General features: G+C 60.8%; 26 protein-coding genes. 15 read left to right on the plus strand and 11 right to left on the minus strand.

Annotated elements, in window-relative coordinates:
• The first annotated feature begins 109 nt into the window (after positions 1–109).
• On the plus strand, positions 110–679 hold the full coding sequence (locus AQZ52_RS03280; RefSeq protein WP_067906484.1) for a gamma carbonic anhydrase family protein: 570 nt from the start codon (positions 110–112) through the stop codon (positions 677–679).
• A complete protein-coding gene (locus AQZ52_RS18050) occupies positions 660–947 on the plus strand; it encodes a DUF167 domain-containing protein (protein WP_082697524.1) in 288 nt (95 codons plus the stop codon). Before AQZ52_RS03280 ends, AQZ52_RS18050 begins: the two co-directional genes overlap by 20 nt.
• On the opposite strand, the gene AQZ52_RS03285 is transcribed toward AQZ52_RS18050, so the two are convergent.
• The 6 genes from AQZ52_RS03285 to AQZ52_RS18055 form a co-directional block, all read right to left on the minus strand.
• Positions 925–1563, minus strand: a complete 639-nt coding sequence (locus AQZ52_RS03285) for a YoaK family protein (protein WP_067906485.1) — start codon at positions 1561–1563, stop codon at positions 925–927. The genes AQZ52_RS18050 and AQZ52_RS03285 overlap by 23 nt on opposite strands.
• Positions 1564–1598: 35 nt before the next feature.
• Entirely contained in the window at positions 1599–1994 is a 396-nt protein-coding gene (locus AQZ52_RS03290; RefSeq protein ID WP_067906486.1) for a globin domain-containing protein, read from the minus strand.
• Between the two features lie 80 nt (positions 1995–2074).
• A complete protein-coding gene (locus AQZ52_RS03295; protein WP_067909333.1) occupies positions 2075–3670 on the minus strand; it encodes a cisplatin damage response ATP-dependent DNA ligase in 1596 nt (531 codons plus the stop codon).
• Between the two features lie 30 nt (positions 3671–3700).
• Complete coding sequence (locus AQZ52_RS03300) at positions 3701–4705, minus strand: ligase-associated DNA damage response exonuclease (RefSeq protein WP_067909337.1); 1005 nt, start codon at positions 4703–4705, stop codon at positions 3701–3703.
• A gap of 100 nt (positions 4706–4805) precedes the next feature.
• Entirely contained in the window at positions 4806–7181 is a 2376-nt protein-coding gene (gene clpA, locus AQZ52_RS03305) for an ATP-dependent Clp protease ATP-binding subunit ClpA (RefSeq protein ID WP_067906487.1), read from the minus strand.
• Positions 7182–7364: 183 nt separating this feature from the next.
• Positions 7365–7583: a DUF1192 family protein gene (locus tag AQZ52_RS18055; protein ID WP_082697525.1), complete on the minus strand. Its 219-nt coding sequence runs from the start codon at positions 7581–7583 to the stop codon at positions 7365–7367.
• 129 nt (positions 7584–7712) lie between these two features.
• On the opposite strand from AQZ52_RS18055, the gene AQZ52_RS03310 reads away from it, so the two are divergent.
• Both AQZ52_RS03310 and AQZ52_RS03315 read left to right on the plus strand, forming a co-directional pair.
• Positions 7713–8717 (plus strand): NAD(P)H-quinone oxidoreductase, encoded by a 1005-nt coding sequence (locus AQZ52_RS03310; RefSeq protein ID WP_067909340.1) that lies wholly within the window; start codon positions 7713–7715, stop codon positions 8715–8717.
• Between the two features lie 162 nt (positions 8718–8879).
• Positions 8880–9560 (plus strand): DUF1013 domain-containing protein, encoded by a 681-nt coding sequence (locus AQZ52_RS03315; RefSeq protein ID WP_205626436.1) that lies wholly within the window; start codon positions 8880–8882, stop codon positions 9558–9560.
• Between the two features lie 73 nt (positions 9561–9633).
• Here the strand turns inward: AQZ52_RS03315 and AQZ52_RS03320 are convergent, their stop codons facing one another.
• Positions 9634–9990, minus strand: a complete 357-nt coding sequence (locus tag AQZ52_RS03320; RefSeq protein ID WP_067906489.1) for a bactofilin family protein — start codon at positions 9988–9990, stop codon at positions 9634–9636.
• A gap of 4 nt (positions 9991–9994) precedes the next feature.
• Positions 9995–11254: a M23 family metallopeptidase gene (locus AQZ52_RS03325; protein ID WP_420806445.1), complete on the minus strand. Its 1260-nt coding sequence runs from the start codon at positions 11252–11254 to the stop codon at positions 9995–9997.
• Between the two features lie 234 nt (positions 11255–11488).
• Between AQZ52_RS03325 and AQZ52_RS03330 the strand changes: the two genes are divergently transcribed.
• The 9 genes from AQZ52_RS03330 to AQZ52_RS03365 all read left to right on the plus strand — a co-directional run bounded on the left by AQZ52_RS03330 (position 11489) and on the right by AQZ52_RS03365 (position 18827).
• On the plus strand, positions 11489–12799 hold the full coding sequence (locus AQZ52_RS03330) for a glutamate-5-semialdehyde dehydrogenase (RefSeq protein WP_067906491.1): 1311 nt from the start codon (positions 11489–11491) through the stop codon (positions 12797–12799).
• Positions 12763–13455 (plus strand): nicotinate-nucleotide adenylyltransferase, encoded by a 693-nt coding sequence (locus AQZ52_RS18060; RefSeq protein ID WP_082697526.1) that lies wholly within the window; start codon positions 12763–12765, stop codon positions 13453–13455. Before AQZ52_RS03330 ends, AQZ52_RS18060 begins: the two co-directional genes overlap by 37 nt.
• Positions 13456–13558: 103 nt before the next feature.
• Positions 13559–13966 carry a ribosome silencing factor gene (rsfS, locus tag AQZ52_RS03335; RefSeq protein ID WP_067906492.1) on the plus strand — a complete coding sequence of 136 codons (408 nt, stop codon included), beginning with the start codon at positions 13559–13561 and terminating at the stop codon, positions 13964–13966.
• Between the two features lie 74 nt (positions 13967–14040).
• Entirely contained in the window at positions 14041–14466 is a 426-nt protein-coding gene (locus AQZ52_RS03340) for a 23S rRNA (pseudouridine(1915)-N(3))-methyltransferase RlmH (protein ID WP_067906493.1), read from the plus strand.
• Positions 14405–15679 (plus strand): murein hydrolase activator EnvC family protein, encoded by a 1275-nt coding sequence (locus tag AQZ52_RS03345; RefSeq protein WP_240481429.1) that lies wholly within the window; start codon positions 14405–14407, stop codon positions 15677–15679. The genes AQZ52_RS03340 and AQZ52_RS03345 overlap by 62 nt, the downstream gene beginning before the upstream one ends.
• Positions 15680–15774: 95 nt before the next feature.
• Entirely contained in the window at positions 15775–17115 is a 1341-nt protein-coding gene (locus AQZ52_RS03350; RefSeq protein WP_067906494.1) for a S41 family peptidase, read from the plus strand.
• A gap of 4 nt (positions 17116–17119) precedes the next feature.
• The gene (locus AQZ52_RS03355; RefSeq protein ID WP_067906495.1) at positions 17120–17611 is read left to right on the plus strand and encodes a disulfide bond formation protein B; all 492 of its coding nucleotides are present in this window, start codon (positions 17120–17122) and stop codon (positions 17609–17611) included.
• A complete protein-coding gene (locus AQZ52_RS03360) occupies positions 17611–18123 on the plus strand; it encodes a demethoxyubiquinone hydroxylase family protein (protein ID WP_067906496.1) in 513 nt (170 codons plus the stop codon). The genes AQZ52_RS03355 and AQZ52_RS03360 overlap by 1 nt, the downstream gene beginning before the upstream one ends.
• 11 nt (positions 18124–18134) lie before the next feature.
• Positions 18135–18827: a hypothetical protein gene (locus AQZ52_RS03365; protein ID WP_240481430.1), complete on the plus strand. Its 693-nt coding sequence runs from the start codon at positions 18135–18137 to the stop codon at positions 18825–18827.
• 18 nt (positions 18828–18845) lie between these two features.
• Here the strand turns inward: AQZ52_RS03365 and fabI are convergent, their stop codons facing one another.
• From fabI to AQZ52_RS03380, 3 genes are read right to left on the minus strand one after another with little or no spacing between them, the layout of a single operon-like run.
• Positions 18846–19679, minus strand: coding sequence for an enoyl-ACP reductase FabI (fabI, locus tag AQZ52_RS03370; protein ID WP_067906498.1), 834 nt, complete (start codon positions 19677–19679; stop codon positions 18846–18848).
• 13 nt (positions 19680–19692) lie between these two features.
• Positions 19693–20739: a YihY/virulence factor BrkB family protein gene (locus AQZ52_RS03375; RefSeq protein ID WP_338045472.1), complete on the minus strand. Its 1047-nt coding sequence runs from the start codon at positions 20737–20739 to the stop codon at positions 19693–19695.
• Between the two features lie 4 nt (positions 20740–20743).
• The gene (locus tag AQZ52_RS03380) at positions 20744–21688 is read right to left on the minus strand and encodes a DnaJ C-terminal domain-containing protein (RefSeq protein ID WP_067906500.1); all 945 of its coding nucleotides are present in this window, start codon (positions 21686–21688) and stop codon (positions 20744–20746) included.
• A gap of 104 nt (positions 21689–21792) precedes the next feature.
• On the opposite strand from AQZ52_RS03380, the gene pdxH reads away from it, so the two are divergent.
• Together pdxH and AQZ52_RS03390 are read left to right on the plus strand one after the other, a co-directional pair.
• Complete coding sequence (gene pdxH, locus AQZ52_RS03385; protein ID WP_067906501.1) at positions 21793–22416, plus strand: pyridoxamine 5'-phosphate oxidase; 624 nt, start codon at positions 21793–21795, stop codon at positions 22414–22416.
• 18 nt (positions 22417–22434) lie between these two features.
• Positions 22435–23415, plus strand: a complete 981-nt coding sequence (locus tag AQZ52_RS03390; protein ID WP_082697527.1) for a cation diffusion facilitator family transporter — start codon at positions 22435–22437, stop codon at positions 23413–23415.
• The last annotated feature ends 6 nt before the right edge of the window (positions 23416–23421 follow it).

A 23421-nucleotide genomic window follows, 5' to 3' on the forward strand; every position in this document is an offset into this window, starting at 1 on the left:
CCTGACGAGAATTTCGATCACCCCGCTATTTGCTAGGGCAAGCAAATGCGGCCCGTTATCCTGTATCGCAATTATCGACCAAACCTCCGGGGCGTTTGAAGGAAGCGCTATGCATCAAGATGTGACCATTGCCGCCATTCACGGCAAAGCCCCACGCATTCATCCGAGCGCGTTCATCGCGCCGGGCTGCAGGATCATCGGCGATGTCGAGATCGGACCAGAGGCCTCTGTCTGGTACAATTGCGTGCTGCGCGGAGACGTGAACCGGATCGTGATCGGCGCGCGCAGCAACATTCAGGACGGGACCGTGATCCACTGCGACAGTCCGGATCCACGCACTATACAGGGCTTCCCGACCTTGATCGGGGATGACGTACTCGTCGGGCACATGGCGATGTTGCATGGCTGCACGCTCGAGGACCGCGCGTTTGTGGGCCTTGGTGCTGTGGTGATGAACGGCGCGGTTATCGAAGGCAATGGCATGCTGGCGGCGGGCGCGCTGCTTACCCCGGGTAAGCGTATCGCTTCGCGCCAGTTGTGGGGTGGTCGGCCTGCCGTTTACATGCGCGGTCTGACTGACATGGCGATACATGAAATGCAGTTGGGCGTCGCCCATTACGTCGACAATGCACGTGCGCACCGCGCCGCCCTGGCGAACAATGGCGCGTCCGAAGACTGATTTTCCTTCTGCCGAGGCGCTGCGGTCGCTTGCAGATGCCGAGGGCCGACTTGCCGTTCGAGTAACGCCCGGTTCTCGAAGTCAGGGAGTGGAAATCCAGTCCGGTCGCGTCCTAATCAAGGTGAGAACGAAGCCTGAAGACGGCAAGGCGACGGCTGATGTCATCGAACTCCTGGGGCAGGCGCTGGCCGTTTCACCATCTCGGATTGCCTTGTTGCGCGGCGCAACTTCACGGGAAAAGCTGTTTAGGATTCCGCTGGAAGTCTGACCGCAACCAGCGCCATTGTCGCTGCCCAAGCTGACGCGATCCACAGGCAGCCGAATGGCAATCGGCTTTGCAAGAGCCCACCGAGGACGGCGCCTGAAAGCAGGCCGGTCCAAAGAAGTCCCCATTGGATCCAGCCTGGCTCGGCTTTGCCAACAAGCCAAAGCGCGAGCCCTTGTCCCAGTCGGACCAGTGCGCCAGTCATATAGGTCAAACCCACTGTAACTTCGCCGCCGCGCTGAAACGTGTTGTTGATCGCTCCCATGGCAAGAACGGCGGTGGCCAGCATTGCTGTCTCGTGCCCGAGCGCGCGAGCCGTCGCACTGATCAGCAAGAGTAGAGCGACCAACCCCAGAATCGCTGGCTTGCGGCGCCCGCCGGCCCGAAGGGCCACCAATGCGCCGAGAGTTACGCCGCAAAGAAAACCTGCGATGAGTGATGCAGGTATCAGAGTTGCGCTGGCCGATGTGCCAAGCGCTACCCCCAGCCGTGTCGAGTTGCCAGACATGAACGAGATGAAATAGCCATTGGCCGAAAGAAAGCCGATGGCATCGACAAACCCGGCAAGCCCGGAAAGCGCAATCGCCAGTTTGCGTCGGCGGAGATCATAGCGCAGCATGCCGTGATCCCATCCAGTTTTGCGATCCTCGCGAATCAGGCCTTGGCCATCCCCCGCGCCATTCTGTCGAGCACATCTGCCAGCGCCTCGGCGATGGCCGCATCTTCGGGCGCAACATCGGTAATGGCCTGTCGCATCGCGTCTGCCCATTGGTTCGCAGTCGCCTTGTTGATGCCGAAGCGCGTATGCATGCTGACCATGCACTTGCCGGGATTGGCGTCCCACCATGTGCGCGGTCCGCCGCTCCAGCCGGCGAGGAAGAGTGGAAGCGATTCGCGCATCGGTGCCAAATCGAATGAGTGCATTGCCCTCAGTTCCGCAAATCCAGGCTCGGTCTCCATGAGCGTGTAAAAGCGGTCGGTTATCTGGCGCAGGACAGTCAACCCGCCAATCCGGTCGTATGGGCTGACAGCTTGGGTTTCGATCGTCATGGCCAAGAGCGCTGACTCCAGAAGAATATTGCGGCAAGCCTTCCTCTGCCAGTCCGCTGCGCCAGCTACCTTGATTGAAATCAAGTTACCATAGCCCGTAAGGTTTCGAGCCGATCCGCTTCGTGTGCAGGCTTGTCCTCACGGATACGGTGAATCCGGGGGAAACGCATCGCGAGTCCGGACTTGTGCCGCTTGCTCAGATGCACCGAATCGAACGCCACTTCGAACACCAGACTGCGGTCAGTCTCGCGAACGGGGCCATACTTTGCGACTGTATGTTGCCGCACATGCCGATCGAGGAATCGGAGTTCTTCGTCGGTAAATCCGAAGTAGGCCTTGCCGACAGGCAGCAGGTCTGCGCCTGTATCCGGATCGCCGTTCCAACAACCGAAAGTGAAATCTGAGTAGAATGATGAGCGCTTGCCCGAGCCACGCTGCGCATACATGAGCACGCAATCGATCAGCAGCGGCTCGCGTTTCCATTTGTACCAGAGTCCAGCTCGGCGTCCGGCAACATATGGCGATTGGCGATGCTTGAGCATGATGCCTTCGATTGCCGAATCGCGCGCGCCCGCGCGAATCTTGGCAAGTGTCTCCATGTCGCTCACCGGGATCGTTTCCGAAAGGTCGAAACGGTCTGGTTCGAGCCTCGGGATCAGCGCTTCCAGTCGGGCTCGGCGCACCGCCCAGGGTTGCTCGCGCAAGTCCTCGCTCCCATCGATCAGCAGGTCGTATAGCCTGACGAACGCTGGCGCCTCTGCTAGCATGGCTTTCGAGACGGTCTTGCGACCCAGGCGTTGCTGCAAGGCGTTGAAGCTGGCGGCACCCCCGGTATCGCCGCCTTGATCACTCCCGCGAACCAGCAACTCGCCATCAATTACAACCGGGAATGGAAGCGAAGCGGCAATTTCCGGGAAGCTGGCCGAAATCTCGTCCCCGCCACGCGAATAAACGCGCGTCTCACCCCCAACATGGACGAGTTGCACTCGAATGCCGTCCCATTTCCACTCCGCGACATAGTCTTCAAGGCTGATCTTCTCGTCCCCCAGCGGGTGTGCCAGCATGAACGGACGGAAGAGCGGCAGTAGATCGGTTCGAGGCGGCGGTGCGGCACCGGTCGCCCAAGCAAAGAGCGGCTGATATGGTGGGCTTTGGCCATGCCAGTACTCTTCCACATCTTCTATCTGCACTCTGAAAGCCTGCGCGAACGCGACCTTGGCCAGCCGGGCCGAAATACCGATTCGAAGCGCTCCCGTTGCGAACTTGATCAGGGCATAGCGGCCCGCCGTATCGAGCCGGTCAAGTAGACCTGAGAGCACTGCAGGAGCCCCAGTCTTCGTCGCATTGCTGAGCGCCGCCACGACTTCACTCAAGGTGGGTGGCGGGGCCAGTGGAGCCTGGTCGGGTTCGGGCCAGAGCAAGCTCGCTGTTTCTGCCGTATCACCCACGAAGTCCCGTGAGAGTGTCCACAACACGGGGTCGACCCGATCCGCCATCAAGCCACGGATGGTTCCGGCTTTGACTGCGGGAAAATCGACCGCGCTTGTCAGTGCAGCCAAAGCCCAGCCGCGATCCGGATCTGGCGTCTCGCAGAGATAGGCGGAGATCAGCTTCAGCTTGCCATTGCGGGAAGATGTAAGCAGCAGCTCATCGAGTAGCTTGGCAAGGCGTTTCACCAGTGCGTCCTGCAACTGCTGCGCATCAGGTTAGTCATCTTCGTCCTCGTACCCTGTCAGCGCTAGCGCGCGGGCTCGTCGCTGGCGCAGTTCGCACCAACGCAGGAGGGCTTCCTCACGGCCGTGTGTGATCCAGGTTTCAGCCGGGTTCACCTGCGCAATCGTTGTGGTCAGTTCGTGCCAGTCCGCATGATCGGAAATGATCAGCGGCAGCTCGACCCCCCGCTGCCGCACACGTTGGCGCACGCGCATCCAACCTGATGCCATGGCGGTTATGGGATCAGGCAGACGGCGGCTCCAGCGATCATTCAGTGCAAATGGTGGACATATCACGATGGCACCAGATAGATCCGCCTTGGCCGCGCCTACAGCGGGGCGAAGGTCGCCCAGGGGCACGCCTTGCTCTTCGTAAAGTCGGCACATGGTTTCCATCGCGCCATGGAGATAGACCGGTGCATGCCACCCGGCTGCGCGCAGTTCTGCGATAACACGCTGCGCCTTGCCGAGCGCGTAGGCTCCAACAAGCACGCAGCGTTCGGGGTTCGCGGCACGAACCGCCAAAAGGCGCCCGATCTCTTCGGCTATCGGAGGATGGCAGAACACCGGCAGACCAAACGTTGCCTCAGTGATGAAGAGATCGCAGGGGGTTACCGCAAACGGCGGGCAAGTGGGATCCGGGCTGCGTTTGTAGTCGCCAGTAACGATGATCCGCTCGCCGGCGTGCTCCAGCAGAATTTGCGCTGAGCCCAGTACGTGGCCCGCAGGCAGAAACGTTGCCGTAACCCCACCACCAATTGTGATCTGTTCGTGATATTCGACCGGCACTGCGCCCTCCGCCAATCCGTAGCGGGCTGCCATGATCGCTATAGTCGCAGGCGTGGCAATCGTCTGACTGTGCCCGCCACGCGCATGATCAGCGTGGCCATGCGTGATAAGCGCCCGGTTCGTTGGGCGCGCGGGATCGATCCACGTATCGGCAGGAACGATCCGGATGCCTATTGGCTCTGCTTTGATCCACGTGAAACATGCAGCCATATCCATGGAATGCCGCGGACACTGCCGGTGCGCCAGAGGCAATTGGGGCGGAAACGCGAAGGCTCCGCCCCAATTCATTCAACCGTGATGTTGGAAGGCTTCATGCCTCGTCGGCATTCGGCTCCTCGGCTGTGGCCGAACCGCCCTTGCCCTTCCTGGCCTTCTTCTTGACGAGTTTCGGTGCGGCCGGAGTCAACTCGAAGGAGAGCGCGGTTGGCTTGCCTTCCTCTTCCTTAAGGCTGACATGGACTTCGCCGCCATTTGCGAGCTTGCCAAACAGCAGTTCCTCCGCGAGCGGCTTTTTGACCTTCTCCTGGATCACGCGGCCCATGGGGCGCGCGCCATAGAGCCGGTCGTATCCTTGCTTTGCCAGCCATGCGCGGGCATCGCCATCGAACTGGATATGTACGTTTTGTTCGGCCAGTTGCAGTTCAAGCTGTAGGATGAACTTGTCGACGACGCGGCTCACGACTTCCGGTGGCAGGTAGGAGAATGGAACGATCGCATCGAGCCTGTTGCGGAATTCGGGGGTGAACATCTTCTTCACCGCTTCGTCGCCTGCATCCGCCTTCGAAACATCGCCGAAGCCAATGCCTTGCCGCGCCATATCGCTGGCTCCCGCATTGGTTGTCATGATCAGCACGACATTGCGGAAATCAACGGTCTTGCCGTGATGATCGGTAAGCCGACCGTTATCCATGACCTGCAGCAGGATATTGAACAGATCAGGGTGCGCTTTCTCAATCTCGTCGAGCAGCAGGACGCAGTGCGGCTGCTGGTCGATCGCATCGGTCAGCAAGCCGCCCTGATCGAACCCGACATAGCCTGGAGGTGCACCGATCAGGCGGCTCACGGAATGACGCTCCATGTATTCTGACATGTCGAAGCGTTGCAGCGGAATGCCCATGATCTGTGCCAGGCTGCGCGCGACTTCGGTTTTGCCAACGCCTGTGGGGCCCGAGAAGAGAAACGAGCCGATCGGCTTGTCCGGATCGCGCAGGCCAGCGCGGCTGAGCTTCATTGCCGAAGATAGCACCTCGATTGCTTTGTCCTGGCCGAACACCAGCCGCTTCAGGTCACGATCAAGGTGCTCGAGCACCTTCTTGTCATCGCTCGAAACGGACTTGGGAGGGATGCGCGCCATAGTCGCAATAACCGCCTCGATCTCCCGCGCCGTGATTACCTTTTTGCGCTTCGACGGCGGCACCAGCATCTGCATTGCACCAACTTCGTCGATCACGTCGATGGCCTTGTCCGGCAGCTTGCGGTCGTTGATGTAGCGTGCCGAAAGCTCGACGGCCGTCTTGATCGCGTCGGGCGTGTAGCGAACCTTGTGGTGCTCCTCGAAGGCGGTGCGCAGGCCCTTCAGGATCTTGATGGTGTCCTCGATCGTTGGTTCGTTCACGTCGATCTTCTGGAACCGGCGCAGCAAGGCTCGGTCCTTCTCGAAGTGATTGCGGAACTCCTTGTAGGTTGTCGAACCGATGCAACGGATCGTTCCGCCGGAGAGGGCGGGTTTGAGCAGATTGGACGCGTCCATCGCACCGCCACTGGTCGCGCCTGCGCCGATCACAGTGTGGATCTCGTCGATGAAAAGGACAGCGTGCGGCATCTTCTCAAGCTCAGAGACGACCTGCTTGAGGCGCTCCTCGAAGTCACCGCGATAGCGCGTACCCGCAAGAAGTGCACCCATGTCGAGAGAATAGATGACGGCTTCGCTGAGGACTTCAGGAACTTCTCCCTCGACGATCTTGCGTGCAAGCCCCTCGGCAATCGCTGTCTTGCCCACACCGGGATCACCAACATAAAGTGGGTTGTTTTTTGAACGACGGCAAAGAATCTGGATTGTGCGGTCCACTTCCGGGCCGCGACCGATCAAGGGGTCGACCTTGCCGCTCAGTGCTTTCTCGTTGAGATTGACAGTGAACTGGTCAAGCGCAGAGTCTTTCTTTGTGCCGCCCTTGGAATCAACCTTCTCTTCCTGCGGTGGCTGCGATTCCTCGCTGCCCTTCGGGCTGCGGCTTTCGACCTGGCGCCCACCTTTTCCGATGCCGTGACTGATGAAGCTGACTGCGTCGAGGCGACTCATGTCCTGCTGCTGAAGGAAGTACACTGCGTAGGAATCGCGCTCGGAAAACAATGCCACGAGCACATTGGCGCCCGTAACCGTATCCTTGCCGGATGATTGCACATGGAGAATGGCGCGCTGGATCACCCTCTGAAAGCCTGCGGTTGGCTGAGGATCGGCCTTGTCCTGCGTCTTGAGCGACTGGTACTCTTGGTCAAGATACTGTCGCACCACTTCTCCGAGGTCACCCAAATCGACACCGCAGGCCTGCATGACCTGCGCTGCGTCTGGGTCATCGATCAGCGCCAACAGGAGATGCTCCAGAGTCGCATACTCATGGCTGCGTTCCGCTGCATTGCTCAGTGCAGAATGCAGTGTTTTTTCAAGACTTTGCGCGAAACTGGGCATGACACTTCTTTCCTGCCGGTCGTGGAGTGACCGATCACTGCTGGTTCCCTTGCGGGAGATGAACATGCTTGCGCTTAACTGCGGTTAAACCGAAGCTGCGCAAAAGGGACATCAGGTCGAGCGCATGGCCCGACACTTCGACAATATGGGTATGCCGCCCACCAACGTGAAGGGCGGCGGATATCACGATCCGCTGTCCGACGATGATGGGGACCCAAACAGTGCGTCTGCAGCCCTGCGATGAGCGGCAGCCCTGTCGCGCTCCGCCGTCACACGGGCGATCTCACCCTCGAGCATGGCGATGCGTTCGTTCAATTCGAGGATGGAATAGCTGCCAAGCGACTCCGAGGCCAGTTGGCTGGCCAGATCGCCTTTGGGGCGCGGGCGCTCATCAGGTTCCATCGTGGCTTACTTTGTGGCCCGTTGAGCCTTGCTGTCAACCGGCTCCGTAGGTACTTGGCGCAGGGAATTGTTTACCACTCTGCGGCGCATTCAGCTAATGGGCGTTCGCACGGCTTCAGGGGGCATGGCATGGACGCAATACCGGCGACGATGACCGCCATCGGATTTGATTCGCCGGGTGGACCTGAGGTGCTGCATCCGCTTTCAATGCCGGTGCCGATGCCCGGTGCCGGGCAGGTCCTTCTCCGCGTTGCCTTTGCAGGGGTGAACCGCCCTGACGTGATCCAGCGTCAAGGGTTTTATCCGCCTCCGCCTGGCGCTTCGCCTATCCCCGGCCTCGAGGTTTCCGGGCAAGTCGTTGCCATGGGTTCTGGCGTCACGACGCCATTTGTCGGCCAAGCTGTCTGCGCTTTGGTTGCGGGTGGCGGCTATGCGGAATACTGTCTTGCCGAGGCGGCTCACTGCCTGCCGATCCCGCAAGGTTTGCTTCTCGAGCAAGCGGCAGCCATTCCAGAAACTCTGTTTACGGTATGGCACAACGTGTTTGAGCGAGGCTGGGCAACCGAGGGTGAGCGCATGCTTGTCCATGGTGGAACCAGCGGGATCGGGACGATGGCGATCCTTCTCGGCAAGCTGTTTGGCCTTGAAGTCATCGTCACCTGTGGTGGCCCCGAGAAGTGCGCGGTTGCTTCCGCGCTCGGCGCTACGCATGCCATTGATTACAAGTCGACGGACTTTGTCGAAGAGGTTGCCCGTTTAACAGACGGTGCTGGCGTTCATTTAGTCCTCGACATGGTTGCTGGTGATTATGTTGCACGGAATCTAAAATGCCTTGCCGATGATGGTCGGCACGTCACTATTGCTGTGCAAGGTGGTGTGCGGGCGGAACTCAACATGGCAGAGGTAATGCGGCGAAGGCTGACCCTGACAGGATCTACACTTCGACCAAGGTCAAATGAATTCAAAGGTCTACTAGCAGACGAGATTCATCAGACTGTCTGGCCATTGGTTGCAAATGGCCTTCTTCGCCCGGTGATGGATCAGGTATTTCCGTTGCATCAAGCGTCGGCGGCTCACGCGCGGATGGAGGCGGGGAACCATATCGGCAAGATCGTGCTGGCAACTGGTCAGTAAGGCTCACAAAGCCGCAGGCACCCGAATCATCGGGAATGGGCTTGCCGTAAGAGGCCCCGTCGCCTACATCATACGTGATACGGCCGCTCCGCAAGGGGCGGCCCTTATTGTTTCTGCTGTCCGGAGAGGCTCCCCTTGAGCAACCAGTCAACCTATCCGCTTATGCCTCATGCCACGGCATCCTGGCTTGTCGACAATACCGCGCTGACCTTCGAGCAGATCGCCGAGTTCTGCGGGCTGCATATTCTTGAAGTGCAGGCGATGGCTGATGATCTGGCCGGTGCCAAGTATACCGGTCGCGATCCAGTCCATTCGGGTGAGTTGACCCAGGTCGAGATTGAGCGAGGGCAGGTCAATCCCGAGTATCGCCTCAAGATGCAAAAGGCACCGATTTCGGTGAGCCGCACGAAGGGCCCGCGCTATACGCCTGTGTCCAAGCGGCAGGACAAGCCCGATGGCATCGCCTGGATTCTGCGGCACCATCCGGAAATATCGGATGCGCAGATTGGCAAGCTGATCGGCACGACCCGCAACACGATTGCCGCAATCCGCGACCGCAGCCATTGGAACATTTCCAATATCAATCCTAAAGACCCCGTTACGCTCGGGCTGTGCTCGCAACGCGAACTCGATGCACTCGTGGCCAAGGCTGCCAAGCGCGCTGGCATCGAGGAAGACGACTCCGCCAGCAACCTGCGCCTCGGTAGCGATCGCGAAGCACTGATCGAGGAACTGCGTGCCGAGCGTGAGGCGCTGGCCAAGGCTGCATCACAGGCTGCGCAGGAAGCTGAGGCGGCCGCATGGCTTGAAGCGCGTCGAGCTGAAGGAATCTCGGACAGTTGAGCGCCGGTACACCGCCTGCGCTGGTTTCAATTTCTCACAAGGCTAAACATCGCCGTCGCAGGCGGTGTTTAGCTCAGTTGACCAACGCAAGCGTATTTTCGCTGTCTACCGGTTCAATCCCATGGGTGAGTTTCCCATCGATTTGAGCGCCTTGCTCAATGGTAAGTGCGTCGTACTTCACGTCGCCCTCGATCCGCGCCGTTTTCAACACCACGAGCTGCCCGACCTCGATTCCGCCGCGCACAGTTCCTGCCAGTCGCGCGGTTTGTGCTCGGATGGCGCCGCAGATTATACTGGCCTCGCCCTGCACGAGCCCCGCGCAGGTGATATCGCCTTCCACTTGGCCGTCGATGTGTAGCTCGGCGCCAGCCGTGATGTCGCCTTTAACTGCTAGATCTGCCCCCAGAACGGAAAATGTGGGCGTTGTCATAGGGTTACCCTGCCCTGTTGACCGGCCGGCGGTATCCCCGCCCGGTATTGGCTTCTTTGAAAACATGCGGCATTGCCTCCAGGAACGGTCGCGGATCGACGGGACGGTCGGCGATCCGAACTTCAAAGTGCAAATGGGGTCCGGTCGAACGACCCGTGCTACCGATCGCTCCGATCTTTCTGCCGGGACGAACAACTTCGCCGATGCGGACCGCAATTTGCGACATGTGTGCATAGCGTGTGAGCAGGCCGTTACCATGGCTGATCTCGACGCAGTTGCCATAGCCTTGCTTTACGCCGGTGAAGCTAACGGTTCCTGCGGCAGCCGCCAGGATTGGTGCACCAATCGGTCCACGAAAGTCGAGGCCGGCATGGAACGCGCCGCCACCCGTGAACGGATCAACGCGGTATCCAAATCCGCTTGAGATATAGTCCATGTTGGCGGGCAACGTGTTTGGAATTCGGACAAGCGCTTGTTCCATTGCACTCATATGCGCCAGGCTGGCACCAAACCGGGCAAAGCGAGGGTCCAGGCTGTTGCCGGGCCCAGTAACCAGGGGGATTAGCGGACCACCCATCGCGCTCCGATCAGCTGCCGTAACCGTTTGTGGGTTTAGACCCAGTCTCCGGATAGCGGATTCAGCCCGCGCTGAACGAGCGTCCGCGTACCGGGTCATCGCCTCGATAAAGGCCAATTGGCGAGCTTCCACCTTCGCGAGGCCAGTCGCCTCGGGCAGGGCCATGGACACCTTGCGAACCGTCTTGCCCGCTTCCTCGCTACTGTCTGATACGGTCCCCGAGCGTGTGGCTTTGGGCAAGGGGCCGATCGCGCCCTGCACGCTCCTCTCGATGAAGTCCTGACGTTTCGCGAGGTCATTCGCAACGTTGCCAAGGCCAGAACGATATTGCGCCACCCGGCTTTCTGCTGTCGCGACAGCCGCCTCTCGCTCCAGCAATGACGCCTGATCATAAAGGTCAATAGCCTGACTGACGATCATCCACCCCAGCATCAGAACCCAAAGAAGTACTGCGCCGGTAATGGCGCCAACCACGCGCATCTGAAGTTGCGAGGACACCCGTATGAACCGCACATGCCCATTTGAGCGCATGAAGAATTCTCGGTCGGGGAACCAGCCGCGGACCCGCGCAACAAGCGTTCGCCAACGGGACGGCGAGCGAACGCCGTCATCTGCCGGACCCGCCTTGGACCGAGTTGTTACAGGCAGAATGGCGACCCCCGTCCCGACGTGCTTCTTTGACTTCACGAGGTGGCGGCGCTTAGTCATACCCCTGAGGACCGTCGAATCTCTTGCGTGATGCCCAAGATGAGCTGTGCATTACGGACGATGAAACGTGCTGACGAGCGTTCAGGTGACGCTTTCACCGCCTGAATAGCTCTGCGCATCGGGGATCGACAGTGTCTGTTCCCGACTCGCGACTTGCCCGCCGAAGGCTCCATTCCGGCTGACAGGGTCTGTGTGGGATGATAAAGGCACCGCATGGACGCTGTTTCAACTTCTGTAGAATACGCTGAATCCGGCGGTACGGTCGATCAATTCGTCGATCCCGCAGTGCTGGTCGAAGGCCTTGCTCGCGCTGGCCGTGCCGCTCAGCGCCAACTTGCAAAGATGTCGACGACGACGCGCGCCGAGGCTCTACACCTTGGTGCAGCTGCGCTCCGCAGGGCGGCCCCGGTTATCCTCGAAGCCAATGCAAAGGATGTGGAGGACGGCGAAGCTGCTGGCCTTTCCGCAGCCATGGTGGACCGCTTGCGTCTTGATCCCGCTCGGATTGAGGCGATGGCTGCGGCAGTTGATCAGGTCGCCGCGTTGGACGATCCGGTTGGCCGGATCATCGACGAATCCAGTCGACCCAACGGCATGGTGTTGCGCCGGGTGCGTGTGCCCATTGGCATGATCGGCATTATCTATGAAAGCCGACCGAATGTCACCGCTGATGCTGCTGCGCTGTGTGTGAGGTCCGGAAATGCGGTCTTGTTGCGCGGGGGGAGCGAGGCGGCCCGGTCCAACCGGGCCATCCATAGCGCTTTGGTTGGGGGACTGGCCCAGGGGGGGGTACCTGCTGAGGTGGTTCAGTTCGTGCCGACACAGGACCGTGCAGTTGTGGGCGCCATGCTTGCTGCTAGCGGCTTGATCGACATGATCGTACCACGTGGCGGAAAGAGCCTCGTCGCGAGGGTTCAGGCCGATGCACGTGTGCCTGTCCTTGCCCATCTGGACGGGATCAATCACACGTTTGTCGATCGCGATGCCGATCCAGCCATGGCGCGTGGCATCGTACTGAACGCGAAGATGCGGCGCACAGGAGTTTGCGGCGCCATGGAAACACTTCTGGTCGACGTGCTGTTTCCCGACCCGCACGGGCTTGTTGAGCCTTTGCTCGAAGCGGGCTGCGAGCTACGCGGCGATGCGCGTACATGCTCTATCGATCCGCGCATAAAGCCAGCCGAACCAGCCGACTGGGATGCTGAGTATCTCGATGCGGTCCTGTCTGTTGCGATCGTCGATGGTCTGGAGGGCGCCTTGACACACATAACCCGGCATTCATCTGGCCATACTGACGCGATCGTGACCGAAAACGGTGATGCCGCGTCACGGTTCCTGTCCGAAGTCGACAGCGCAATCGTCATCCACAACGCATCGAGCCAGTTTGCCGACGGTGGCGAGTTCGGGCTTGGGGCCGAGATCGGTATTGCGACGGGACGACTTCATGCGCGGGGGCCGGTCGCTCTTGAAGGCCTCACCACCTACAAGTGGCAGGTCTTGGGCTCCGGGCAGATCCGCCCCTGAAACCTGTGTTTACCGGCCTTCTGGGGGGGAGCTTCAATCCGGCGCATGGGGCGCATCGCCGGGTGAGCCTCTTCGCCTGCGCTTCGCTCGCACTAGATGAAGTTTGGTGGCTTGTCTCTCCCGGCAACGTGCTCAAACCAGAGCTCGGTATGGCGCCTTTGCCGACTCGATTCGCATCTGCACGCGACATGGCCCGACGGGCCCGAATTCGCGTGACGGCGGTGGAGAGAGAGATTGGTACGCGTTACACCTTAGACACACTTCGGGAGCTTAAGCGGCGCTATCCTCGCCGCCGCTTTATCTGGTTGATGGGCGCTGATAATCTTGCGCAGTTCCATCGTTGGAGAGGGTGGCGGCGGATTGCTCGCGAGATGCCGATTGCTGTCGTCGCGCGTCCGGGGTATGATGCACAGGCTATGGTGAGCCCCGCCATGGTATGGCTGCGCCGTTGGCGCCTGCGGCATGGCCAGGATTTGTTAGGCGCAAAACGGAGCGCCCCGGCGCTGGTCATTTTGCGTTTCGACCCTGACCCTCGCTCGGCCACGGATATTCGTTCTGCCGATCCAGATTGGTATAGGCGGATTAAGCGCGCCCATCAGCGCGATATGCTCACTCATCGGCCGATCGCAATCGCACGGCAGGTCGACAAAAGTTGAACATTGCCACGTCCTTTTTCGGCTTCGAAGCCCCCGCGCGCAGAACGCCGCACTCTCGCCCGATGTCATTGCACCGTCAGTCACGGAGACCATCTACACGCTCATGACAAGCCTTCAGTCTTTGCCGGTCGATACCGGCATCACCCCCGCTTCTGCTTCTGCCTCCATCTCGGCTGCCCCCGGCTCGCTCCTCGAGTTGGTTCTGCGCTCACTCGACGATGATCAGGCGCAGGAGATCGTCGCTATCCCCCTGGAAGGGAAGAGCTCGGTAGCGGACCATATGGTTATCGCGTCGGGCAGATCGACTCGACAGGTCGCCGCCATAGCCCAGAAGCTCGCAGAGCGAATCAAACAAGGCGGTTTCGGCAATGTCCGGATCGAAGGTTTGCCTGCCGCAGACTGGGTACTGATCGATGCCGGCGACATCGTGGTGCACCTGTTCCGTCCCGAAGTGCGCAGCTTCTATAATCTCGAGCGCATGTGGGCCTTTGGAGATCAGGGCGTGGCCTGACTTCGGCGGTTTCGCTCCACAGGTCCGGATACGCAGGGATTCATTGCGCTGATTTTCTGGGCTAAGGCGTCACTATGCTTTTGCATGTCATTGCCCGTGGGAAAATCGGCCGTTCGCCGGAGGCCGAGCTCGTCGATCGCTATGCGCGTCGTATCAGTTGGGGTTTCAAGATCACCGAACTGCCCGACCGAGGCGGCTTAGTGCCTACGGTGGCGGTAAACCCCCTGCGCACAGTTGTGCTTGACGAGCGCGGCGAGCAATTGCCTTCTATGGCTTTTGCCTCACTCCTCGGCCGCTGGCGAGATGACGGGGTGCGCGAAACGCGTTTCCTGATCGGTGCCGCGGATGGTCACGACACAACATTGCGCGCCTCGGCGGATATGCTCCTCGCGTTTGGTGGTGCAACGTGGCCCCACATGCTAGCCCGCGCCATGCTGGTTGAGCAGCTTTGGCGCGCAACAAGCATTCTGTCTGGTCACCCCTATCACCGCGATGGGTAAGGCCATGACGTCGCGCCGCGCACTTGTGATCATGGGGTTGATGCTTGCCTGCTTCGCCGGTTGGCAAGGCTTTGCACAAGATGCTCGCTTCGAGAGTGCCGACCAGGCGGGCGATGCCCTGCGAGCGGCGACGCATGCACTGGCTGAGGCCCGTAAGCGAGGTGATGCTCTCGAAGCGGCTGCAGAGCGAGCGACAGCGGCCGCAGACCGCACGGCCAGCGAGGCAGCTGCAGTTGCAGCGCGTATCCAGCAAGCTGAAGCCGAGATCACGCTGGCGCAGGGCCGCATTCGCGAAATTGACCGCCAGCGGGCTGACCTCCGCCTGCGCATTGCCGTTCGTCAGAATCCTGTGGTTCGCCTCACTGCGGCTTTGCAGTTGATGTCGCGGCGACCTCTCGTGTTCAGTCTGATGCGAGCCGATACCTTGCGCGAGACAGTTTATCTGCGCGCTGTGCTGGAAACGATGCTGCCAGAGGTCCAGCGCCGCACGGCGGGTTTGCGCTCGGAGATTATCCGAGGGCGCCAGTTGCAGGACAGGGCCCGCCACGCCGCTACACAACTTCAGGCGAGCGAGGACGCTCTTAGGGTGCGCCGACAGCAACTCGCAGCAGTTGAAAGCCGACAGCGCATCGCGTCTCGCAGCGCGCAAGGCACAGCAAGTCGAGAGGCAGATCGGGCGCTGGCGCTGGCGGAAGACACACGTGATATCGCAGCGCTTGTTGAGCGCCTTCGGGCGGACGGTGCGTTGCGCGGACAACTGGCTGCTCTACCTGGACCAGTTCCCAGACCGGATCGTCCTTTAACGACGCTGGTGATCGATGATCAGGCACCCGCCCGCGAAGCTGCTGCTGAACTGTCGTGGATCATGCCTGTTAGTGGCCGAATTGTGACCGGGTTTGGTGACGTCACTGGTGCCGCGCGCTCGATCGGTGTCACGCTGGCTCCGGTTGCGGCCGCCCAGGTCGTCGCACCGGCGGCAGGGCGGATCGCATTCGCCGGCGACTATCGTGGATATGGCCGCATCGTGATCATTGACCACGATGGCGGTTGGACTTCACTGATCACCAATCTCGGACGGCTCGACGTTGCGGTGGCGGCAAACGTGGTCCAGGGCTCGCCTCTCGGACTTGCAGGCCCTGGAAGGCCGACCGTGACGATCGAACTGCGCAAGGACGGGATCCCGGTCAATCCGCTTGGGCTGATCGGCCGCTGATTGCCCTTTCGGCAAGGGGCGGGCCCATCTGGCGTTAATCGTCGCGGCTCTATAGAAGCTGCTCAAGGCGTTGCTCACTCAGTCGAAAGACGACCATGGCGTTCAAGTTTGTTTCTTTGCTCCGGGCTTCTGCGCTGGTCAGCGCTGTCGCGCTTATTCCAGCAGCAACTGCCGGACTTGCCGCAGTCGACGCACGATCTGGGCCCGAGTTCAGCAAGCTCATGGCCGTCTACGAGCGGATCAAGACGAGCTATGTCGAACCCGTCGACGACGACAAACTGATCAAGGGCGCTATCAATGGCATGCTCGCCGCGCTTGATCCACACAGTTCCTATCTCGATGCGCGCGATTTCGAGAACCTTCGCACACAGACCGATGGATCCTATGGTGGCCTAGGGCTTTCGGTGACCATGGATGATGGAGCGGTCAAGGTCATTGCGCCGACAAAGGGCAGTCCGGCTGATGCGGCTGGCGTGAAGGCCGGCGACTACATCACGCATATCAACGGCAAGCTGATCTTCGGGGGCACGCTTGATGAAGCGGTCGATCAGATGCGCGGCCCGCCGGGCACGACGATCAGCCTCACGCTCTTCCGTTCGGGCCGCGACGAGCCGATCGACGTCAAGATTACCCGGCAGGTTATTGAATTGAAGCCGGTCGACTGGAAGGTTGAGGGCAACGTCGGGGTAATCTCGGTTTCCAGCTTCAGCGCGAATGTGGGCAGTGAAGTGCTCGACGCGTTCAAGCAGGTCAAGACGAAGACCGGCGGTCGGGTGACCGGGCTGGTCCTTGATTTGCGGGGCAATCCGGGTGGTCTGCTGGATCAAGCGGTAGCTCTTTCCGACCTGTTCCTAGACCACGGTGTGATTGTCTCACAACGAGGTCGCTATCCGCGCGACAACGAGACCTACAATGCGGAATCAATGACGCCGGGCGATATTGCGAAGGGCATCCCGATGGTGGTGCTCATCAATGAGGGTTCGGCTTCCGCCTCTGAAATCGTTGCAGGGGCTCTTCAGGATCAACATCGCGCTGTTTTGATGGGGCAACGCAGCTTCGGGAAGGGCAGCGTTCAGACTCTGATGCCTCTGACCCGCGACACGGCTCTCAAGCTGACAACGGCGCGTTACTACACGCCGTCTGGTCGCTCGGTTCAGGAGGGTGGGATCGACCCCGACATTGCCGTCCCGCAGATTTCGGATCCGGATCTTCGCAAGCGCGCGCAGCGGTTCTATCGTGAAAGCGACCTCCGTGGGCACCTGATCAACGAAATCAAGGATGACAAGGACCTTGAACGCGACAGGGTGCAGGATCCGCGGTTCAAGATGACACCGGATGAGCTCAAGACCAAGGGCATCGACGATTTCCAGCTATACTACGCGCTGCAGACCCTTGGCCGGACTGTTCCTCAATCACTCGCAGCTAGGAAGCGTTGAACCAATGGCCCGTTTGGCACCAAGTCCCCGCAACTGGGCTTACCTGCTAGCGCTTGCGGTTCCGGCGTCCCTGATCCTCGCTGTCTACATCGCGCAATACGGTTTTGGTCTCGCGCCCTGCGAGATGTGCTGGTGGCAGCGCTATCCGCATTTCGCTGCGATAGGTCTGGCCCTTGGAGCCCTTGCAACGCGCGGCACGAGGCTAGGCGTGGCGCTAGTCTGGTTTGCTGTGTCGGCGATTGCGATCAGCGGGTTGATCGGGGCCTTTCATGCCGGTGTCGAGTATGGCTGGTGGGAAGGCCCGACCGCTTGCTCGTCAACAAAACTCGGTGATGATCCCCTTGCCGCCATCATGAACGCCCCCCTGATCCGCTGCGATACGCCTGCCTGGACCATGTTTGGTGTCAGCCTCGCTGGCTACAATTTTCTGGTTTCTATAGCCTCTGCCACGCTGATCGCAGGGTTGCTTGGGCGCCACAGCAAGGGAATGGGGTAATGAGCGAAACGCGCGAGGCCATGGTCAGGGTCAACCAGGCCGGCGAGTTCGGCGCAATCCGCATCTATGCCGGCCAATTGGCAGTGATGGGTGATCGCACATCTGTGTCCGGCGAGATCGCCACCATGGCGCAGCAGGAGGCAGCGCATCGTGAGCGCTTTGATGCTCTGCTCGTCAAGCGCGGGGTGCGCCCCACTGCGCTCCAGCCGCTCTGGTCTGCCGCGGGGTTTGCACTCGGCGCGGCGACGGCTTTGATCGGCCCTGAGGCGGCGATGGCATGCACGGCCGCCATCGAGACCGAAATCGACCGGCACTACACCGAACAGCTGGAGCAACTGGGCAGTGAGGACCCAGAGCTTTCGACAATGATCCGCGAGTTTCGTGATGACGAACGCGAGCATCGCGACACGGCGCTGGCATCGGGTGCCGAACGCGCGCCCGCCTATCCACTGCTGTTCAACGCCATTCGCATCGGATGCCGTGTGGCTATCGCAGTGTCGAAGCACATCTGATCGAGGATCGCTTGATTCACCGCAAGGCACCGACTTCAGCTATCGTTCACCCCGTACAGGCCTTATGTCACCTGGCACGATCACTGCCGGAGTTCCTTGCGATGAAACGCCATTTAGTCGACGCCCTTATCCCCGCGCTGGCTTTTGCCGTGCTGCTCGGTGCGCCATTGGCTGCAGGGGCGCAAACTGCCGAAAATCCTGGCGAAAAGATCAACCAGCTGATCGTCTATGGCGATGACCCCTGTCCGGCATCGACCGATGGCTCGATCACCGTCTGTGCTCGCAAGGATGAATCAGAACGGTTCCGGATTCCGAAGCCGCTGCGCGACAACCCCAACGATTCGGTCAATCAAGGCTGGACGCAGCGGGTAAAGGCCTACGAGCGCGTCGGTGCATTCGGCGTCAATTCCTGCTCTCCGGTCGGCGCTGGCGGTGCCTCGGGCTGCATGGCGCAGCTAATTGACAGTTCCTATGCCGAGAAGAAGCAGGCCAGCGATGTGCAGTTTGGCAAGCTGATCGAGGAAGAGCGTGCGAAACGCCTCAAGACAATCGATACGGATTCAGCCGCTGAACAAGCACGGGTCGAGGTGCTCGAAAAAGAGTATGAGGCCAAGCTCCAGCGAGAGCGCGACGGTACTGCGCAGACGGGAGCGCCAAACCCGTCCTCGCCCGGCGCTCCTTGGGCAATCCCTCCGCGGCCCTGATCTCTTGGGCCGGGGCACTCAGCCCAGAGCGATATCCGGAGCGTCTTCCTGCTTCATGCCGACCGTATGGTAGCCTGAATCGACGTGGTGCACTTCGCCGGTGACGCCCGATGAGAGGTCCGACAGCAAATAGAGCCCCGCACCACCGACATCGTCGATTGTGACATTTCGGCGCAGCGGCGAATTCAGTTCGTTCCACTTCAAAATGTAGCGGAAGTCGCCGATCCCGCTTGCGGCCAGCGTCTTGATCGGTCCGGCAGACAACGCGTTGACGCGAATGCCTTGGGGCCCGCAGTCGTTGGCAAGATAGCGCACGCTCGCTTCAAGGGCGGCCTTCGCCACGCCCATGACGTTGTAATGCGGAACCACCTTCTCGGCACCGTAGTATGTCAGCGTGAGGATCGAGCCACCGCCGCTCGTTCCGCCGCTGCCATCCTCGACGAGTGGCATCATGGCGGCCGCGCGCCGCGTCACCGCGACCATGCTGTAAACCGAAATATTCATGGTCATCAGGAAGTTGTCGAGTGACGTATCCATGAACTTCCCGCGGAGTTCGGTCTTGTCGGAGAAGCCGATGGCGTGAACAAGGAAGTCGATTGTGGGCCAGCGCGCTGCGAGGGTGTCGAACGCGGTGTCCAGCGCGGCCATGTCGGAGACATCGCATTCGATCAGGAAATCACTGCCGAGGCTCGCAGCCAGCGGACGCACCCGCTTCTCGAGTGCTTCACCCTGATAGGAAAAGGCGAGTTCGGCGCCTTGTTCGCTCAGTTTGCGGGCGATCCCCCATGCAAGTGATTTGTCATTGGCGAGACCCATGATCAGGCCGCGCTTTCCTTCCATAAGTCCCGTCATGCGACCCCTTGCTTCAATCACGTTGTTGCTTCCGCACGGTCGCGCCTGCTTTCGCGGCGCGAGCCCGGTTGTCAGCTTGCCCAACCAGATCCTGTTCTTCTGGCGTTTCGGCCAGAGCAGCGTTCAGTTCGGCTCCTACGACCATCCCTAGGCCAATCAGCCAAAAAAAGAAAAGCGTGATCATCACCCCGGCAAGGCTGCCATAGGTCAGATCGTAGACGAACAGGTGGCGGAGCAGCTTGGGCAATACCGTGGTGACAGCAATCCACCACAATGTAACGAACAGAGCACCCGGCCACTTCGGATATATTCCCGCACTGTATGCGCCCGGTGTCAGCGAGACGAACAGCAGCCAGAGCGAACCGAACAGCACGATCGCAGGGATCGCACGGGACAGCGCAAGCGCGTCAATCACGCCTGTCGCCTCAGGCAGCCACGTCGTTACCGCCTCCATCGCTGTCCCGATCACCACTTGTGCAGCTATGGACAAAAGGATGAGAACGACCGCCGCAATGATCAGGCCCGTCGACATCAGCCGGTATCGCCAGAATGCGTGGACCAGCCGGGTACCGTAGGCACGCCGCAGGATGTCGCGGATCGTCTCGACCAGACTGCCGACGGTCCACAGTCCTACCAGACCGCCTATCCACAGCAGCCCTCCCGTGCGTGCTTCAATGACGGCGTGAGCGACCGGCGACAGTACATTGGCAACGACGGGAGGCATGGCCATGAGCACTGTGTTGACGGCGGCCGTCCGGTCTTCAGCCTCTCCTAGCAATGAGAAGAGAGCAGCGCCCGTGATGAAGAAGGGAAACAGCGCGATCAGCACCATGTAAGCGAAGTTGCCCGCATGGATCGTGCCGTCATGGACCACCCCAGCCCAGACGCGCCTCAGGACCTCGAGCGACCTTGTCCGCAGTGCTTGTCGCGCTTGTGGACCCATGAGGCCTGGTCGCTGCGCTAATGCGGCCAGGCGCCGACCCTCGGGAGACAGATCTGTAACGGGCAGGCAAGGTTCTGTAGTCGCGAGCGGCATCCCGGCTTGCCCTTCGCTGATCATGTTCTCAGACGTTGAACTTGGAGCGCAAGTCGCGGCCATCGCGCCATCCCTCAAGGCGTGCCTTGAGATCAGGGTCCTCTGCCGGAATATCGATCAACAAGGTCACCAACTGATCGCCGCGCTCTCCGTTCTTGCGGGTGAAGCCGCGCCCCTTGAGCCGAAGTGTCTTGCCGCTTGTGCTGCCTGGTACCACGGTCATCATTACCGGCCCTTCGACGGTCGGAATGCGGACTTTGGCGCCGACGATGGCCTCGTCGAGCGTGATCGGCACATCCAGGCGGATATTGTCACTATCCCTTTCGAAATGCGGGCTGGGTTCGATCTCGATCGTCACGATGGCATCGCCGAAGCCGCCCGGGCCAGCCTCGCCCTTGCCCCCGAGGCGGACCTGTTGGCCATCTACCAGACCAAGGGGCAGCTTGAGATCTATGGTCTTGCCGTCCGATAGGGTCACGCGCTGGGGTTCGCGGCGGGCTGCCTGATCAAAGGGAACTCTCAGCGTGTAAGTGACGTTAGCGCCGCGCGGAGCTGGCCGGCGACGAGTCCCGGCGCCAGCACCCGCACCCATGCCACCGCGCCCGCCGAACAAGCCCTCGAATATGTCGCCAAGGTCGATGCCCTCGCCGCCGCCCTGGCCAAAGCCCTCGAACCCATCGTGGCGATAGCCGCGCTGAGCACCCGTGTAGCCTCCGCCTTGCCCGCCGCCAAAACCGAAGGGTCCGCTGGGGTTGCCATCCGCGTCGATCTCGCCGCGGTCGAACCGGGCGCGTTTGTCCTTGTCTGACAAAAGGTCGTAGGCGCGCGTGACTTCGGCAAAGCGCTCCGCTGCGTTCGGCTTTCCGGCGTTTCGATCGGGATGGAGTTCCTTCGCAAGAGTGCGGTAGGCGGACTTGATGTCCTTCTCGCTTGCGGTGCGGGACACGCCAAGGATGGAATAAGGATCTGCCATAAGCCTTAGCTAGGGTTGCTGACGCCTACCCGCAAGGCTCGCTTTGCACGCTGGTCGCACTGGGCTAGGGCGAGATGTGATCTGAAATCGACAGGACCTCTCCCGTGGCCACCGAAACGAATGAAGCTGTCAGCCTTGAGGCCATTCCCGGTGCAGATCCTTTCGGGATCTTCGAAACCTGGTTCGCCGAGGCCTGGGCGAGCGAGCCGAACGACCCCAATGCCATGGCCCTGGCAACGGCCACCCCTGGCGCTGCGCCTTCTGTGCGCATGGTGCTGCTGAAGGGGCACGGGCCCGACGGCTTTGTTTTCTACACCAATTTCGAGAGCCGCAAGGGTGGCGAGCTGGCTGCCAATCCACAAGTGGCGCTCTTGTTTCACTGGAAAAGCCTGCGTCGGCAGGTGAGGATCGAGGGTACCGTTACGGAAGTGACAGCGGCGGAGGCCGATGCCTATTTTGCCAGTCGGCATCCCGAATCGCGGCTTGGCTCGGCGGCATCTGACCAGTCACGGAGCCTGCCTTCGCGCGAAGTTTACATGGCGCGGGTAGAGGCGTTGCGGGCGCAGTTCCCCGACGGGTCTGTCCCCCGGCCAGGGCACTGGTCAGGCTACCGCGTTACCCCGTATGCCATCGAGTTTTGGCAGGACCGCGCCTTCCGCCTGCACGAACGGCGGCGCTTCGTCCGGCTCGATGGCGGCGGTTGGACCAATTCGCTGCTCTATCCCTGAGCCGGCGCGAGGCAACCCATGGACATGACCCGCAGCCCCGATCATGGCGATCTCAACCGCCGGGCAGCCTATGCCAGCATCAGCGTTGCTGCGCTGCTGTTGGCCATGAAGGCCTATGCAGTGGTGACCACTGGCTCAACCGCGATGCTGGGTAGTCTGGCCGATACGGGGCTGGATCTCGTCGCCAGCCTCGCAACCTTGATTGGTGTCTGGATTGGCGCGCAGCCTGCGGACGCGAACCATCGGTTCGGGCATGGCAAGGCAGAAGCGCTTTCCGCGATGTTTCAGGTCGTCCTGATCTCGCTGTCGGCACTTGGCCTCGCGTGGCGGGCGGTGGATGAGCTTCTGGCCGGTGGCCGGCCAGCCGAGGCCGAGGCTGGTATGCTGGTCTCGCTGGTGGCGATTGGCGCAACGCTCTTGCTTCTGGCCTACCAGCGCCGCGTGATCCGCGCGACCGGCAGCCTCGCCATCGCCACAGACAATCTGCATTATTCCTCTGACCTTGTGCTGAACCTGGCGGTCATTGCGGCCTTGGCCCTCGATCATTGGCTTGGGCTTGCGGGGGCCGATGCGCTCTTTGCATTCGGCATCGCGCTCTGGCTCGGCTGGGGGGCATGGGGGGCCTCACAAGCAGCCATCGAGCAGTTGATGGATCACGAATGGCCACTTGAGAAACGAGAACGCTTTCTGGCTGTGGTCGCTCAGCATCCGGAACTCAAAGGGCTGCACGATTTGCGCACCCGCACCAGCGGCAACCGTGATTTCGTTCAGTTCCACGTATGGGTTGATGGCCGGATGACGGTCACAGAAGCACACCGCGTGATGGACGAGATCGAGGCCAAGCTGCTCGATGCGTTTCCCGGTGTCGAGATACTGATCCACCCGGATCCAGATGGCCACGTCGATGACGCCGCGCTGGGAGCGCATGATCTTCTGGCCCCTATGCCGGATGGCACCAGCCCTGCGTTGCTGGTTCAAGGCGGGCCGATCAAGCGCTAAGCTGGT

It is taken from the genome of Novosphingobium fuchskuhlense (genome assembly GCF_001519075.1).
In the GTDB taxonomy this organism is placed as follows: domain Bacteria; phylum Pseudomonadota; class Alphaproteobacteria; order Sphingomonadales; family Sphingomonadaceae; genus Novosphingobium; species Novosphingobium fuchskuhlense.

What these genes read in the sequence shown, in the direction of transcription:
- AQZ52_RS03350 (WP_067906494.1), top strand. Translation starts at nt 15,775, where the DNA reads ATGGCGTTCAAGTTTGTTTCTTTGCTCCGGGCTTCTGCGCTGGTCAGC.
- AQZ52_RS03340 (WP_067906493.1), top strand. Translation starts at nt 14,041, where the DNA reads ATGCTTTTGCATGTCATTGCCCGTGGGAAAATCGGCCGTTCGCCGGAG.
- AQZ52_RS03330 (WP_067906491.1), top strand. Translation starts at nt 11,489, where the DNA reads ATGGACGCTGTTTCAACTTCTGTAGAATACGCTGAATCCGGCGGTACG.
- AQZ52_RS03290 (WP_067906486.1), bottom strand. Translation starts at nt 1,994, where the DNA reads ATGACGATCGAAACCCAAGCTGTCAGCCCATACGACCGGATTGGCGGG.
- fabI (WP_067906498.1), bottom strand. Translation starts at nt 19,679, where the DNA reads ATGACGGGACTTATGGAAGGAAAGCGCGGCCTGATCATGGGTCTCGCC.
- AQZ52_RS03360 (WP_067906496.1), top strand. Translation starts at nt 17,611, where the DNA reads ATGAGCGAAACGCGCGAGGCCATGGTCAGGGTCAACCAGGCCGGCGAG.
- AQZ52_RS03300 (WP_067909337.1), bottom strand. Translation starts at nt 4,705, where the DNA reads ATGGCTGCATGTTTCACGTGGATCAAAGCAGAGCCAATAGGCATCCGG.
- AQZ52_RS03320 (WP_067906489.1), bottom strand. Translation starts at nt 9,990, where the DNA reads ATGACAACGCCCACATTTTCCGTTCTGGGGGCAGATCTAGCAGTTAAA.
- AQZ52_RS03375 (WP_338045472.1), bottom strand. Translation starts at nt 20,739, where the DNA reads ATGATCAGCGAAGGGCAAGCCGGGATGCCGCTCGCGACTACAGAACCT.
- AQZ52_RS03315 (WP_205626436.1), top strand. Translation starts at nt 8,880, where the DNA reads ATGCCTCATGCCACGGCATCCTGGCTTGTCGACAATACCGCGCTGACC.
- AQZ52_RS03285 (WP_067906485.1), bottom strand. Translation starts at nt 1,563, where the DNA reads ATGCTGCGCTATGATCTCCGCCGACGCAAACTGGCGATTGCGCTTTCC.
- AQZ52_RS18050 (WP_082697524.1), top strand. Translation starts at nt 660, where the DNA reads ATGGCGCGTCCGAAGACTGATTTTCCTTCTGCCGAGGCGCTGCGGTCG.
- AQZ52_RS03390 (WP_082697527.1), top strand. Translation starts at nt 22,435, where the DNA reads ATGGACATGACCCGCAGCCCCGATCATGGCGATCTCAACCGCCGGGCA.
- AQZ52_RS03280 (WP_067906484.1), top strand. Translation starts at nt 110, where the DNA reads ATGCATCAAGATGTGACCATTGCCGCCATTCACGGCAAAGCCCCACGC.
- AQZ52_RS03380 (WP_067906500.1), bottom strand. Translation starts at nt 21,688, where the DNA reads ATGGCAGATCCTTATTCCATCCTTGGCGTGTCCCGCACCGCAAGCGAG.
- clpA (WP_067906487.1), bottom strand. Translation starts at nt 7,181, where the DNA reads ATGCCCAGTTTCGCGCAAAGTCTTGAAAAAACACTGCATTCTGCACTG.
- AQZ52_RS03355 (WP_067906495.1), top strand. Translation starts at nt 17,120, where the DNA reads ATGGCCCGTTTGGCACCAAGTCCCCGCAACTGGGCTTACCTGCTAGCG.
- rsfS (WP_067906492.1), top strand. Translation starts at nt 13,559, where the DNA reads ATGACAAGCCTTCAGTCTTTGCCGGTCGATACCGGCATCACCCCCGCT.
- AQZ52_RS03310 (WP_067909340.1), top strand. Translation starts at nt 7,713, where the DNA reads ATGGACGCAATACCGGCGACGATGACCGCCATCGGATTTGATTCGCCG.
- AQZ52_RS18055 (WP_082697525.1), bottom strand. Translation starts at nt 7,583, where the DNA reads ATGGAACCTGATGAGCGCCCGCGCCCCAAAGGCGATCTGGCCAGCCAA.